This window comes from Dehalobacterium formicoaceticum (genome assembly GCF_002224645.1).
Classification (GTDB): Bacteria; Bacillota; Dehalobacteriia; order Dehalobacteriales; family Dehalobacteriaceae; genus Dehalobacterium; species Dehalobacterium formicoaceticum.
Genome location: NZ_CP022121.1, coordinates 2,072,783 through 2,087,182, shown reverse-complemented (window position 1 = coordinate 2,087,182; position 14,400 = coordinate 2,072,783). Strand labels below are relative to the sequence as shown.

General features: G+C 46.0%; 12 protein-coding genes. 4 read left to right on the top strand and 8 right to left on the bottom strand.

From position 1 onward, the window contains the following. Window positions 1-69 precede the first annotated feature (69 nt). The 7 genes from CEQ75_RS10130 to CEQ75_RS10100 form a co-directional block, all read right to left on the bottom strand. Window positions 70-1,476, bottom strand: a complete 1,407-nt coding sequence (locus CEQ75_RS10130) for an MBOAT family O-acyltransferase (protein WP_157677409.1) — start codon at window positions 1,474-1,476, stop codon at window positions 70-72. A gap of 100 nt (window positions 1,477-1,576) precedes the next feature. Then, window positions 1,577-2,293: a twin-arginine translocase subunit TatC gene (gene tatC / locus CEQ75_RS10125; RefSeq protein ID WP_089610333.1), complete on the bottom strand. Its 717-nt coding sequence runs from the start codon at window positions 2,291-2,293 to the stop codon at window positions 1,577-1,579. A 230-nt stretch (window positions 2,294-2,523) separates the two neighbouring features. Next, window positions 2,524-3,294, bottom strand: a complete 771-nt coding sequence (locus tag CEQ75_RS10120) for a polyprenyl synthetase family protein (RefSeq protein ID WP_089610331.1) — start codon at window positions 3,292-3,294, stop codon at window positions 2,524-2,526. 267 nt (window positions 3,295-3,561) lie between these two features. After that, on the bottom strand, window positions 3,562-3,939 hold the full coding sequence (speD, locus tag CEQ75_RS10115) for an adenosylmethionine decarboxylase (RefSeq protein ID WP_089610329.1): 378 nt from the start codon (window positions 3,937-3,939) through the stop codon (window positions 3,562-3,564). 123 nt (window positions 3,940-4,062) lie between these two features. Continuing rightward, complete coding sequence (locus CEQ75_RS10110; RefSeq protein WP_089610327.1) at window positions 4,063-6,408, bottom strand: hypothetical protein; 2,346 nt, start codon at window positions 6,406-6,408, stop codon at window positions 4,063-4,065. Beyond that, complete coding sequence (locus CEQ75_RS10105) at window positions 6,401-7,603, bottom strand: glycosyltransferase (protein WP_089610326.1); 1,203 nt, start codon at window positions 7,601-7,603, stop codon at window positions 6,401-6,403. Before CEQ75_RS10105 ends, CEQ75_RS10110 begins: the two co-directional genes overlap by 8 nt. A 164-nt stretch (window positions 7,604-7,767) precedes the next feature. After that, on the bottom strand, window positions 7,768-8,262 hold the full coding sequence (locus tag CEQ75_RS10100; RefSeq protein ID WP_198306506.1) for a helix-turn-helix domain-containing protein: 495 nt from the start codon (window positions 8,260-8,262) through the stop codon (window positions 7,768-7,770). Between the two features lie 243 nt (window positions 8,263-8,505). Between CEQ75_RS10100 and CEQ75_RS10095 the strand changes: the two genes are divergently transcribed. The 4 genes from CEQ75_RS10095 to CEQ75_RS10080 all read left to right on the top strand — a co-directional run bounded on the left by CEQ75_RS10095 (window position 8,506) and on the right by CEQ75_RS10080 (window position 13,863). After that, window positions 8,506-9,003: a helix-turn-helix domain-containing protein gene (locus tag CEQ75_RS10095; RefSeq protein WP_089610323.1), complete on the top strand. Its 498-nt coding sequence runs from the start codon at window positions 8,506-8,508 to the stop codon at window positions 9,001-9,003. A gap of 122 nt (window positions 9,004-9,125) precedes the next feature. Further along, window positions 9,126-10,166 (top strand): polysaccharide deacetylase family protein, encoded by a 1,041-nt coding sequence (locus tag CEQ75_RS10090; RefSeq protein WP_157677408.1) that lies wholly within the window; start codon window positions 9,126-9,128, stop codon window positions 10,164-10,166. 239 nt (window positions 10,167-10,405) lie between these two features. Beyond that, window positions 10,406-12,757: an endospore germination permease gene (locus CEQ75_RS10085; RefSeq protein WP_089610319.1), complete on the top strand. Its 2,352-nt coding sequence runs from the start codon at window positions 10,406-10,408 to the stop codon at window positions 12,755-12,757. Continuing rightward, window positions 12,754-13,863, top strand: a complete 1,110-nt coding sequence (locus CEQ75_RS10080; protein WP_089610317.1) for a Ger(x)C family spore germination protein — start codon at window positions 12,754-12,756, stop codon at window positions 13,861-13,863. The genes CEQ75_RS10085 and CEQ75_RS10080 overlap by 4 nt, the downstream gene beginning before the upstream one ends. Before the next feature lie 168 nt (window positions 13,864-14,031). On the opposite strand, the gene CEQ75_RS10075 is transcribed toward CEQ75_RS10080, so the two are convergent. Next, on the bottom strand, window positions 14,032-14,334 hold the full coding sequence (locus tag CEQ75_RS10075; RefSeq protein ID WP_089610315.1) for a hypothetical protein: 303 nt from the start codon (window positions 14,332-14,334) through the stop codon (window positions 14,032-14,034). Window positions 14,335-14,400: the final 66 nt, after the last annotated feature.

Sequence of the window (14,400 nt, the reverse complement as noted above, 5' to 3'; positions counted from 1 at the left end):
TCCTTTCCGGTCATAAACAGAGTATCAGGAAAAATTACGCTCCCAGATGATGATAAATTTGAATTTAACTTAAAAGCGAAAATAGATAAAGGACTGCTGACCCTGGGTCAGATAAGCCAGAATCAGAACCATGATCAGAAAATATCCCAAACCCCGCATGGGGGCAGGAAGCTTGCGCCAGCGCTCCACCCAATGGGGATGGTTTTTTAAGAAGCGGTCTTCCCACAAGTGAAATAGGAATAAGAGCAGCACCGGGAAAAGTGCCTTTTTATTGAAAATCAGCTGATAAATATTGAAATTCTGAAACATATGAGAAAGATAAATCCAGGCTTCGGTCAGGGTTTCGGCCCGAAAAAAGACCCAGCCGATGGTTATCACCTGGAAGGTGAGAAAGACAGTAAGAATTGGCGGGATATTTTTAAACTCCCTTTTACGGCTGTGCCTCTGAAATTGGTGGTAAAGCACGAGGACCACCCCGTGATAAAAGCCCCAAAAAAGATATGTCCAGGCAGCACCATGCCAAAAACCGCAAATGGTCATGGCCAGGATCAGGTTTCTGCTCCGCTTCGCCTCTCCTCTCCTGGAACCCCCTAAAGGTATGTAAATATAGTCCCGCACCCAGCTGGAAAGGGTCACATGCCAGCGGCGCCAAAATTCCGAGGGGTTCAAGCTAAGATATGGGGTATGAAAATTTCGGGTCATGGCCAGTCCGAAAAGTTTCCCCAAGCCGATGGCCATATCGCTGTATCCGGAAAAATCCAGGTAAATCTGAAAGCCGAAGAGATAAGCTCCCAGCCAGCTTTGAAAACCGTAAATCCAGGCAGCCCGGTCAAAATGCCAGTCCACCAAAGGGGAAATGGTATCTGCCAGCACCACTTTTTTCACCAAGCCCAGGGTAATCCAAAAAACCCCCCATTTAATGGCGGTTAAGTCCTTGTCAAAAGTGATCTTTTCGATTTTTTCAATCTGGGGCAGAAAATCCCGTCCCCGCATAATGGGCCCGGCAATCAATTGGGCAAAAAAGGAGATAAAGACCCAAAAACGCAAAAAACCGGGCACTTTGATTTCTCCCCGGTAGACATCGGTCAGATAAGCCATCAATTGAAAGGTGTAGAAGGAAATACCCACCGGCAGCACTAATTGCCCCATAATACTTCCGGGGGGCACCAGCACCAGCCCTGTTAAGCCGGTTATTTCCCGGAGGAGGAAAAGGGCATATTTAAAGAAAATCAAGTTTCCTAAATTCAGGAAAAGGCCAAACAGAAACCAGCCTCTCTTTCCCGTCGCCTCCAGGCGCCAGGAACAGAGATAAGTAGCTGCGGCCATTAGAAAAAAAAGAGCCAGGTACCCGGTACCGGCCCAACCGTAAAAGATAGCGCTGGCAATCCCCAATATTAAAAGGCGTCCCTGAGGCAGCATCCAGTACAGGAGCGCCGAAATGATCAAAAGAAAAAAGAATTCCGGAGTTTGAAACAACAAGGAAACCACCCTTTCAGCCTTTTCAGCCTTTCTGTCATTCCAAACTTTTCTGTCATACTGAATGCAGCCCGGCGGAATGAAGAATCTGGCGATGCACCTAGCGCTTGCGAAAGAGCCAGGTAATGAAAACGGAAATCTCATAAAGGAGGATGATGGGCAAAGCCATCAAAGACTGGGTGACAATATCCGGTGTCGGGGTCACAATCGCGGCAATGACAAAGCTAAGCACAATGGCATATTTTCGTTTTTGGCGCAAGGTCTGATGGGTGATCAGTCCCATTCGGGTCAGAAAGAAAGCGGCCAGGGGCAGCTGAAAAACAATGCCAAAGGGAACCAAAAGGGAGGTAACAAAGGATAAATATTTGGAGGCTCCCAGCATGGGAACAAAGCCGGATCCGGCGGTGAGAATTAAAAAATTCAAAGCAGTGCCCAACACAAAATAATAGGAAAAAGCTGCTCCCCCTAGAAATAAGAGTACCGAAAAAGGCACGATCACGATTAAATATTTTTTTTCTTTGGCCTTTAGGGCCGGGAGAATAAAACGCCACACCTGCCAGAGAATCACAGGCAGGGAAATAATCAAGCCGGCAAAAGCGCAGGCCATCAGCTTGGCCATAAAGCCTTCAAAGGGGGTGAGGATCACCAGCTCCAATGACATTTGCTGCAGGGGATAAGTCAGAAAATCAAAAACCTGATCCTGATAAAGAAAAAAAGCCGCCCCTGTAAAAATCAGCCAGGCCGAAAGAGAAATGATCAAAGTTTTACGCAGATCTTTTAAATGCTCCACCACCGTCATGGGTTGATCCTTTGACACTTGCCTGCCTCCCGCGTTCGTAAGTGATCAAATTCCAGGGCTCCCCCTTCGATAAGCGGGAGTTCCAAAACTGGGATTTGTAATTTTACTTACCGTTTTTATCCGATAAGTAACTGCCACTAACACCCCCGCTTCTTGACGCGGTGGGATAAGCGGCACTAATTTCCTGGATAACGATTTCTAAACATCAGATGGAGTAAAACTCCACCTGATGCCAAGAAGAACTCTGTTTACGTCGCCAGCGCTCCAGGGACACTGCCTGTTGTCAGACGCAATTTGATTGACATTTGTTCCAACTCATCCACGAAATCCAGCAAAGCTTCCCGTCCTTGGGAAAAAGGAAAAGAAGCTAATATTTCCCGCCCTTTTTCCAGGAATCCCTTGGGATTTATGGGATATTCCTGTTTCATCATCCCCCAGGCCATCCCGATACGGAGGCCAAATTGTGCTAAATCCTCCTCTTGTTCCCGGGTGCATCCGGCCAAGTGCCCGCCGATTCTGCAGGACAGGCCGGTTAAGAGTCCGTATTCCAGTTTCAGCACCTGAAGGTAGTCTTCCTCCCGAGGGGACCCCTCCTCGATTAAACGGCGGCGCGCCATGCCTCCTTCGTTCATGCGGCAAATGACATCAGCCAGCGGATCGAGCCATTCCAGTAGATCATGTTCATATAATTTCTTGCAGAAAACAGCAAAGAGATAGTCCCCCACCAGCACCGGAAACTGAGGCACTGACTTGGGGCAGTCATCTGTAATCTTATTATGAATCTCCTGGGCCATAAATATCAGCTGAGCAATCCCTCCCATCACGATCTGCCTGGAATCAAGGCTGTGCTGGGGGAACAATTTCCCGGCCAAAAGCACCAGAGCCGGACGCAAGTGCTGATCAGCTTCGGAAAGTCTAAAATCCGGAACCAGTTGTGCCAAATGGCCGGATTTGAAACGATACAGCTTTTCTAAAAAGACTGTCACTTGATTTAATTCTGACTGTACCGATGCAAACATAAGGGTCCTCTCCTTAATTGGTTGGTTAGTTGGTTAGTTGGTTAGTTGGTTAGTTTTTGGTTGGTTAGTCACGACAATTTGGGGTGACGTCCGTTAAACCGTATCATATATCATACCGTATTTTTTAACATTGTACAAGGATACTTTTTTGGAAAAAACTTTTATGGAAATAAAATAAGCCTTCAACGTTTTATTGTTGAAAGGCTTATAATAAGGTTTTTCGGCTATATTTCTTTAACTTTATGCCTGGTAAAATAAAGATCCCTCCTAAAAATTTACCGCTACCTTATGGAGGGGAACATTCATACCACGGGCAATTTCCTGGGCTTCTACACTTCCGGCCTGGAAGCTCTCCTTCAGGATCTTGCATGCATCCCAGGGATCAACACGATCTCCGCAGGTAAAAACATCGACGGATGCATAGCCCAATTCCGGCCAGGTGTGAATGGCTAAATGTGATTCAGAAATCACCACAACTCCGCTCACCCCTTGGGGGCTAAACTTATGGAAGACAAATTCCCTCACTTCTGCTCCTGCATCTAAGGCAGCCTGCACCATGTTTCGCTCAACCTGTTTCAAATCATTAAGTACTTCAAACGGACAATCATAAAATTCTGCCAACACGTGACGACCTAGAGCCCTCAATTATCATTCCTCCCTGATAGTCTTAAATTTCCTCTGTTTGCCGAGGAAGACAACTTATAACGCTATAATTCTAGCACAAAAATATTGAAAGTCAAGATTAAAATCAAATATTTGCCACGCACTTTACCTGCTTGACTCTTGCTCTTTCATGACCACAAAAATCAACGGTGCGGCCAAAAATATACTCATGGTGGCCGCTGCGACAATCCCGGAATCGTTTAAGATTAAAGCGGCGATACTGCCGGCAACCACCCCCCAAAATCCTTTGGCCAGATAGGGATACTGGGCCATGGCTTTTTTCATCACTCCCACCGGCCGGTAAAAAAGGAAAACCGTGGCCGCCAGAATCACCAGGAAAACTCTGCTCCAAATCGTCCAGCGGATCAGCTTCAGGTTCATGGCGCTTTTTCTTACAATGATATCATATGCTTCGGATAAGCCGTTGGTTCTTAATGCATGGATAGTCCGACCAAAATGGGATTGCTGGCTGACACTCTGCCCCGCATCCCACAGGGCAAAACCAAAGAGGAGGGCAAGAAGGATCCCCCCCAGGAGCAGGAACCTTTGCCGGGAGATTTTTTTCGGGCAAAGGAGATAAATCAGGACTCCAAAACCTACCAGGGCCGCCAGGGAACCACCGGCGTTGGTGCCCAGCCGGGGAGAGGCCAGGATAAAGGTGATCAAAGCAAAAAAACATAAGGAGAAAATAAAGGCGGCCTTTTTGCGCCGGCTGATCTCTAACAAGGTGGCCATGGCAATCATAGCCGCACCCAACCAGACCCCCATATATTCATTGCCCACCCCATAATAGCGGGAGCCGCCCATGGGATCGTAACCTAAAACAGACCCTTGCATCAAAGGAGAACCCCAGAGGCTATCCAGCAGAATGGCGGCGGCGGTAAGGCCGGAGAGGAAACAAAATGGCGCCAGAGGATGAATCTTAGCCGTCCTTAAGGCTAAGGCTGTCAAAAGAAAAGTACAGATCAGCGCCAAGGCAACAAAAACCCCGAGGGAAGGGCCGGGATAAGCACCCATGATCAATAAGGTTAAGGGTACGGCGGACAAAGCCAGCAGGGAGACCTTGATCAGGGACTGTACGAAAAAGAACTTAGGTGTCTTTGTGGTTACCTTCACCCCAGGCTGATGTTTACCCTGATTCATCAATAGAGTTACTACCGCTCCCAAGACAAAGATAATTTGTCCCAGAACGTAACCCTTGACCAGAAGGGGCCGATAAAGGTTAACAAAAACCATTTCTTCATTTAATTTAGTAAGCACGGGGACGGTTCCGTTGCTTCCTTGCTTGATGCCGGAATACACCGTGCTGTCGGAGGGAACCTGCTGCCCAGAGGATTCGGGCAGGATCGTGATCCTTCGTCCGTTCATTTCATCCGGCACGGGGATATGAAAAAAATCCAGCACTGTGGGCGCAATGTCCGTATTGGCCACAATCCCCTCCCGCCGGGTGGTGCCGGAGGTGAGAAAGCCTGACGGCCCGCCCTTTTGCCAGAGCAGGAGGGGCGTGACTAAATTCTTTTCCTGAATTCCTGTGCGGGAGGGTGTGGGTGTTACCACCAGTACCATCGTTTCATAAGGCTCTGTTCTTACCAGCACATCGGCCAAAAATAAGTCCAGCTCTTTTAAGATCGTTTTTTTATTTTCCTGAAAAACTTCCTCCCGGACCTTCTCCTTTTCCGCCATCAAACGCACCGTATCCCCAGTTTCCAGCACAATAAAATCTGCTGCTGTCAGGGCAGCAGAAAGAGCCCCGCCCAGGGCATCATAATTGTCCCCATCAGGAAAAATACTCCTTTCTTTTTTTTCCAGAAATTGTTCTCCCACCAGGGCAAAATCCACCCGGCCCTCCCGGTCCATCGCCACCGTCGCTCCATGACGCCGATAATTCAGGCCTTCATTTGTTTTTTGGTCCGCCCCTCCGATATAGGCGGTGCTAAGGCCATCCTGATGAAGTGTTTCCCCCAATAAACCCGGTAAACCCACGGAATTGTTTGCTGCGAAATTGCGCTGGATGGCGGCAATATCCAGGTGCAGTAAATTTGATTCCTGCCCCGGGGCCGGAGCTTTTTGCCCCGTGCGCCGGTAGTATACATCCCCCGCCGCCTGATCCAGGTATTCTTCTTCGGGCAAAAGGGCGAGACCGCTGTCATCACTCCCCAGTGCGACCCGTCCGGCACCGATGGTGACCATACTGTGGGCACGCACCCGCCCGCCTGCCGTGTTGGCGTTCATGAGGCCTAAGCCCCCTTCCCGGATCATCCTCCCCAGAGTGGTCATTTCTCCTGATTCCAGATCTCCCAGAGTAAGATAATCGATCAGCACCAGGACTACCTTTTGCTCCCTCTTTTCCGGTACACTCCCTGATACATTTTCTTCTGCGTATGTCACGGTATCAGACAAAATCATGAACATCAGCAAGAATAATGAAAAAATTTTGCACTTTTTAAGCACGGGTCCACCACCCTTTTGACCTGATTTCATCTTCATGCCGGATGCGATCTCCGATTACCTGATACAGATCCTCGGTTTGACGTACCATTTCTCTTTCCGAAAACTGATTCCGGGCCACCTGTCCCGCAGCCTTACCCAGCTTTGAGGCCCATGTACGCCGGGTCAGCAGCTCCATCATCCCTTGGGTCAAAGACGAACTATTTCCGGGCGGTACCAAAAGGCCTGTTTTTCGATGATGGATCAGCTCCGGAATTCCGCCCACCCAGGTGGCCAGGATCGGTCTTTGGGCGGCCATGGCTTCCATCACCCCCAGAGGCAGTCCCTCGGACAAGGACGGAAGGACATAGACGTCCAGGAGCGGATAAATCTCTCCCGGCCGGGGATGATGACCGATAAAATGAACCTTTTCCCTCAAACCCAGGGCCCGGGCCTCCTGTTCCCAAGCAAGGCGCAGAGGACCGTCCCCTGCGACCAAAAATTGCACTTCATCTAATAAACAGCTTAACTCCTGAGCGGCGCGCAGAAAAAACTCCCCCCCTTTTTGAGGAGCGCAGCGTGCCACCATCCCCACCACCGGGAGATCAGGATTTAGGCCTAGACGGATTTTGGCCTCGGGCAGTGTCGGCCGGGGAAAGTGGGGAAAATCCGCCGGATTGATGCCGTTATAGATCACAGAAATTTTGGCTGAGGGGATTCCTTCCCAAGTCATAAGCTCACGCTTCAAGCCGTGAGAAACGGCAATAAAACCGTCGGTATAACGACCAAGAAAGGATTGGGCCTTGCCGATAGCCCAACGCTTTGATTTGGGCATGGGGTATTGATAGATGGAATTATGTACGGTAGCAAGAAAATAAGGCTGGGACTGGGGCCTAAGGCCGCCGGTCATGAGACCGGCCATGCGCCCTACTAGTCCAGCTTTCATCCCATGGGTATGTACCAGATGAATTTTTCTCGTTTGGATCAGGTGCTTCAGCCGGCGCATTCCCGCCAGATCGGACCATGGAGCGAGGTTTCCTTTCAAAGGCAAATAAACCACTTCCACTTTGGAACCGGCTAAAATCTCATCCCATTCTTCCTTATCCGGACCGGCCAGGATGATTTGGTATTTGCTTTGATCCAAATGACCCAGGAGGGAGAGCACGTGTTTTTTCATGCCTCCGTCCATGGGGCGCACAACCTGTAAAACATGCATCATCTTTTTTTCCTCAGTGCAAAAAAAATTTGTAATTATTTGTCGAAAAAATTCGTCCAATATTATGAAGGAAATCCGTTCACAGCAGTAGAATTAATCAGTAATAATAGCTAATAGCCTCTTTAAATCCGACTGATCCTACCTTAGTTTGGCACTCCTGGGGAAAATTATACAAAACTAATGCCGATCACCTTGCCCAAAATAGCTACCTCCAGCATATTGGCCAGCACCACTTCATAATCGGGATGTTCGGGAATCAAGGCCACAATATGATCCTTAAGAACTACTTTTCTGATCAAGGGCACCTGATTATGCATGGTCAATAAGACAATGTCTCCGTTTTCAAAGGTATCCTGTTTTTTAATCACGGCCATGTCTCCTTCTAAGATGCGGGCATTTTGCATACTGTTATCCTTGACCGAAAAGAAAATAAAATTCTCGTCCTTCAGGTCCATCTTCCTCCGCTCCGGTTCGTGCCCCAGTAATTCATCAATGGAAACATCAAAGAATTGGGCAATTCTGATTAAAGTTTGCAGATCAGGGGTCCGGGTTCCCCCTTCATATTGAGCAATGGTGGAACGACTGAGCTGGAGCGCCTCGGAGAGACTTTTTTGGGAAATCATTTTATCTTTACGTAATTTTTTTAAACATTCATCAAACAAACGCATCCATCCCCTAATCACATAATCACTAAATATTGTTAATCACAATCAGTGATAATTTGACATATCTTGTCACAATAAGAAACAAAATTTTTGTTGACACTGTTTCTTTTTGTGACTATTATTAATTATAAGCAAATATGACAAATAAACTATTTTTTTGAAACCTAACCAGCAAATTCTAGAACTTTTCGCCAAAACTTGCCGGCTAATTAAAAATGAATAGTGAAGGGAGATGTGCATTTGAAAAACAATCTGATCACTTTAAGAAAACAAAAAGAGGGGGAAATGGCTGTTCGTCTGACCCAGCAAAAGGTGGCAGATGCCCTGCAAATCTCCCAGGGCTATTATAACATGATCGAAACCGGGAAGCGTGAGCCCAGTTTGCGCTTAACCAGGGAAATTGCTGACTATTTTGAAGTATCCATTGATGAGCTTTTCTTTCAACCCTGCTGCCTCCAGGAAGATTTAAAAAATGAACAAGAAAGGACTCAAATCGTATCACAAGATGGTCAGGAGCTTAACGACATTATAAGCAAATTAGAAGAAAAAAGGAAGGCTCTCAATCTTCATTCCGCCCAAGCTACTCGTGAGGTGGGCAGTTATCATCATGACAGTTTGGTGCGGATCAGTGAGGAAATGGATGAGCTAATCATAAATTATTATCGAAATACCAAGAAAAATGACAAAACCAAGTACCGATGTGATATAGTATATAGGAAAGAATCATCCTTAGAATGACAATCAGGGCGAAGTTTGAATTTTTCATCGAAAAATGAGAACTTTTCTTGTTTTAAGACGTCTAAAGATATATACAGAAGATGATTGGATACTTTCTGATCTATAAATCGGGAGGCTTTGTCGTGACACAAAGAAGAAGAAAACTCAAAGGACGAAAACGTTCTTTCCCTTCAGCAATGATCTGGATCTCCTTAATCCTGGCCCTCTTATTCGTTGTTTTTGTATATCCAAAAGGCCATTTTCTCTATGCCAATACCGAAAAACCAGATGAGAGCATCCCTGTAACAACGGTGGACAAGCATCACCCGGAGCCGGATAGGGATACAGAGCATGAACCGGATTCGGATTCGGATTCGGATTCGGATCCGGATCCGGGACAAGGATCAGAGCCCGTTACAGATCCCGGAGGGGATAGTGGGCTTGAAACAAATCTACCTGAAACGCAAAAGCCTGAAGAGGATGAAAAAATTGCTCAAAATGAAAAAGATCAGCAGCATCAGGAAACAGACAGCACCACCCCACCTGCGCCTCCTGCCGCTAACCCTCCTGTCTCCCAGCCTTCCGCCTCCCCTAAGAAGACACCTATTTTCTCGGGCAACAGCGGAGCAGGGAAAAAAGTAGCCATCACTTTTGATGATGGTCCTGTACCTGGTTTTACCGCGGAATATTTAGGTGTTTTAAATGAACATCAGGTGCCGGCCACCTTTTTCATGGTGGGCACACAGGTGAAAAAATACCCCCATCTGGCGCAAAAAATCGCCGACATGGGCTTTACCCTGGGCAGTCACTCCTATCAACACAGCAGATTGACCTTAAAATCACCTGATATCATCCAGGAGGATTTTCGTAAGACTGAGGCTGTCTTTGCTTCCTTAGGTGAGGTCAGGTTTTTCCGTCCCCCCTATGGGGATTACAATGACCTGATCACGAAAACTGCCCAAAGCTTTGGTCTCACCTCCATTGGATGGAATGTGGACCCTAGGGACTGGGATTCGGAGGATTCCACTCAGATTGCGAATCACGTGCTCACCCACGTCAAAGACGGGGCCATTATTCTCCTGCATGAAGGAAAACCCAGCACCCTGGCTGCTTTACCTAAGATTTTCAACGGTCTTACCGAAATGGGTTACCAGGTGGTGCCGGTGGCGGACCTTCTCCCCTGAAAATACTGAAATAATTGAATTACAATCTACCAAAAAGGGACAAGTCTTGATCTTTCAGGATTTGTCCCTTTTCTTTATGTTCCACACGGGGCACTGATAAATGCTGAAGGATGGATATTTTTATGGGGAATGGAGAAAATGATAGAGCATTAAAAATGCTGATGAGCAAGAATTCTAAAAATAAATGATAATGCTGCCGCTTTGTTGATGCTAATAAATTGAGAAAATGGTGATAAGATTTGGCTTTTCACTTCTTTAAAAAAAACAAAGATGAAAAAGATGAAGGACAGAAGCAAAAAATCAAAAAGGAAATACCGGCAGAGTCAGAGGCAAAATCAGAGTCAGGGAATAATTCCCCGATAGATTCCTTTCAGGAGGAATTTGCCAAGGCGACCCTGGTTGATGTCCTGCCCCGTGATTTAGAACAAATAACCCGGGGGTCAAAAAGAAAATTTACCGAGGAGCTCACCTATAATCTGGCCCTGCTTAAAGAGCAGCTGCCTGAATCAAATCTTGTATTTGAACAGTACCAGGTGGGATCAGTATCTAAAAAAAATGTGGTCATCGCCTATCTTCAGGGTGTGGCAAATGAAGAAATATTAAGGGAAATAAGAAGACGTATCGGAGCAATTAAGCTGCCGGCAGTCTTAGAAAGCAGTCAAATTGAACGAAATATCGAGAATTCAAATATTAGTCCCTTTCCCCAGGCAGAAACGACCGAGCGTCCCAATGTAGCAGAATCCGCTCTGATCCAGGGGAGATTTGCTATTTTGACTGAGGGGAGTCCTACAGTTTTATTGGCTCCCGCCACCTTTTTTGAGTTAATGGATGTACCGGAAGATGCTTACGCCAGATGGCCTATTGCCACCAGCTTTTTTCGCATTGCCCGGTACATTATGTTTATTTTTGCGGCGGTTCTTCCCGGATTCTATATTGCCCTAACCTCATTTAATCCGGAATTTATCCCCACCAAGTTGGCTTTATTAATTGCTGCCAACAGAGAATCGACCCCCTTCCCCATCTATTTTGAAACCTTTTTTATGATGGGGATCGCGGAAGCTGTCCGGATGATGATGGAGAGAATACCGTCAGTCTTTGGTTCAACAATTGCCTTATTTGCAGGCATCGTATTGGTGATTGCCGGAATGGACACGGGAATAATCGGAGGCCCGGTAGTTATTATTGTAACTCTGACCATCATCTCCTCTTTTGGGATTCCTAATAATGATCTGCGCATGTCCCTCCGAATTATCCAGTTTTTTACGATGATCGCGACAACCTTCTTAGGCCTTTTTGGCTTCGCGGTAGCTTTCTTTTATATTGCCATTCACATGGTTTCCCTGAAGTCCTTTGGTATTCCCTATATGGCTCCCCTTGCTCCTATGGAAGGGAGTGCCTGGGGGCATACGATATTGCGAGAGAATACGCGCATTATGCCTCGGGATGAAACATATCAGCCTCAGCATGACCAGCAGCAAGGAAGGGTCCAGCCTAAGACAAGGGATCCAAAAGCAATAGATCCTAAAGCATTAGCGATCGTGTTAATCTCGGCTATCCTGGAATTTGAATTATTCACTTTTACCAAGCGTATTGTTCAAATTGCGGAACAAGACGCTTGGATTTCAATACTCCTTGCTATTCCCATTGTTTCCCTATTTACTTATTTGCTGGTGAAGCTTATTTCCCGTTTCCCCCAGGAAAGTTTCTTTGAATTCAGTAAAAAAATCTGGGGCAAGGTTTTAGGGGTCACGATCATTATTGCTTATCTGGGCTTTTGGATGATATTTGTGGGCATGTCCTTCCAGAATTTTGGGTCAGTTAATCAAATGATATTTCTGCCGGAAACCCCCATGATCGTGCCTCTCGGCTTATTAGCAGTCGGTGCCATCAGCTTATCTCTTTATGGGTTCGCACCTATCGTAAGGTTCTTCCAGTTAATTTTCCCTTTTATGATCTTACCCCTGCTCGTGGCCGCCGCACTTTCCTTGAGATCAATTGATCTGCAAAATTTTTTCCCCATCCTTGGCAGTGGGTGGTTACCGGTCCTGCAAGGCACCTTGTTATTTATCGGGGTGTTTCAGGGTATCGAGCTTATTTTATTTATCGGTCCTTTTTTCAAGGATAAAAAAGCATTGATGAAGCCCGCATTAATTAGTGTGAATTTTCTTTTGGTCCTGATTTTACTGCAAACGATCATGGCGATAGGAATCTTTGGGGTGGAGAATATCAAGGAATCAATTTTCCCAGGGGTTGATATATTAAGCGGGATTACTCTACCCGGGTTTCCTGTGGAACGGTTTGAGCTGTTTTTAACCCTGCCCTGGTTAATGGCCATGTTTACCACTATTGTCATCTACCTTTACCTTATCACCGAAGGACTGCTGCATCTGCTAAAGAAACAGCGCTACAGGAAGGCGCTTACTATTTTCGTCACAGTCAGTTTACTGGCAATCATTTATCTCATTCCTGGTACCTCATTGGCCATTCAGCTTCGGAATTTGTTTCATTATCCCAGTTATCTCTTTCTCTACATCATCCCTGTACTGACCCTTTTGGTGGCGGTAATAAGAAGGAAGGGGTCTTTAAAATGAAAAAAATGCTTCTTTGTTTAACATTAATATTTTTTTGTCTGACGAGTGTTGGGTGCTGGGATATTCATGATATCAGCAATAGAGCGCTCATTACCGCCATCGGTATTGATAAAGTGGAAGAGACAAGTACTTCCTACACCTTCACATTTGAAATTATCAATCCGGTAAATATCATCGAAGAACACCATGAAACAGCTAATATTATCGAGACAGTGGAAGGTACCAGCCTTAGGGAGGCCATGGAAAAGCTGCAGGTGAAGGTATCCCGCCTTAACTTTCTGGGGTATTTACAGGTGGTTTTGATTGGTGAGAATGCCGGCCGGAAAAGCGTTAAAGATATATCTGACATGATTTTTCGGGAGCCTCAAATTGCGTCAAGAACCCGCCTGATGTTTGTGCAAGATGGAGAGGCCAAGGATATTCTGGAGGCAAAACCAAAGCTTGCCAAGTATGTGGCAGCAGAACTAGTGGCCATGACCCAGCTTGAATATGAACTCTCTTTAGCAAGAAACCAGACCTTCTATCAATTTCTTAATGAGCTGAGAAGTACTGACGGCAGAGGTTTTGTTTCCCGTGTTTTAGCGACAGAAAACAATAAAACCATAGTCCGTGATGGAGGGGCGGTATTTAATAACTGGGAATTAATTGACTGGCTGAGCAGTGAAGAAACACAGGCTGCTAATTGGCTTGTGGGTAAGTCTGATGCTACAGTGGTTGGACACCTGGACCAAGGAATTTTTACCTATCGCAGTGATGAAAAGAAGTTAAAAATTAAGCCTTTGAAGCAAGGAGAAGGTCCCAGGGTACAGATTTCCCTCCATACCAACGGGCAAATTTTATCAAAACAAGGCAGTAATATGGAACTGACCAGACCCGGCAACCTCAAAAAACTGGAAAAATTATTTTCCGATGTGATCGCTAATCAAATTCGATCCGCGGTGCAGAAATCACAAGCCGCAGGGGTGGATTACTTAGGTATTGGCACTGCTGTCAAGGGCAAGAATCCGAAACTATATCAAAGTATGGAGTGGGAGAAGGCCTATCCGACTATTCCCATTGATGTCATCGTAACTACAGAAATAGAGGACGTCGGTCTTTTGGAGTGATATATATTAAGTTGGTGATCATTTGCCTCACCGTGTCAGGGTATTCCCACCCCACTACATGGCTACCACAACGAAGTTATCTTTGATAGTCAAGCGACGTTAAGAAATATACCAGGGGGACAAGGTACCCTGTCCCCCTGCTGCTGCAGAATCATTTAATGCCTTTTTTCAATTTTTCCCATCCGGGTCATTCTGAGGGTTAGTAGTAGCAGGGTAAACCAACTCCAGGCATTGGCGGGAGATTTCCACCTGCCCTTTCAGAGATTCTTTCCCCGCCTTTAGTTCCTCCAGATTTATTTCTGAGAAATTTTTATGATGAAAGGTACATTTGACCATATATTCCACTTCACCGGTAATAAAACCTAAGGACCTCAATTCCTTTTTGATCTTTTCAATTTCTTTCCATTCTTTTTTAAGAGCATGAGCTTTAAACTGAAATTTTTTTGAAAGCAAGCTGTAAATTGAAGTCACAATAGATCCTCCCGATTTAGGATTTAGGATTTAGATAGTTGCATCAAGCATCGCATAATATAATAT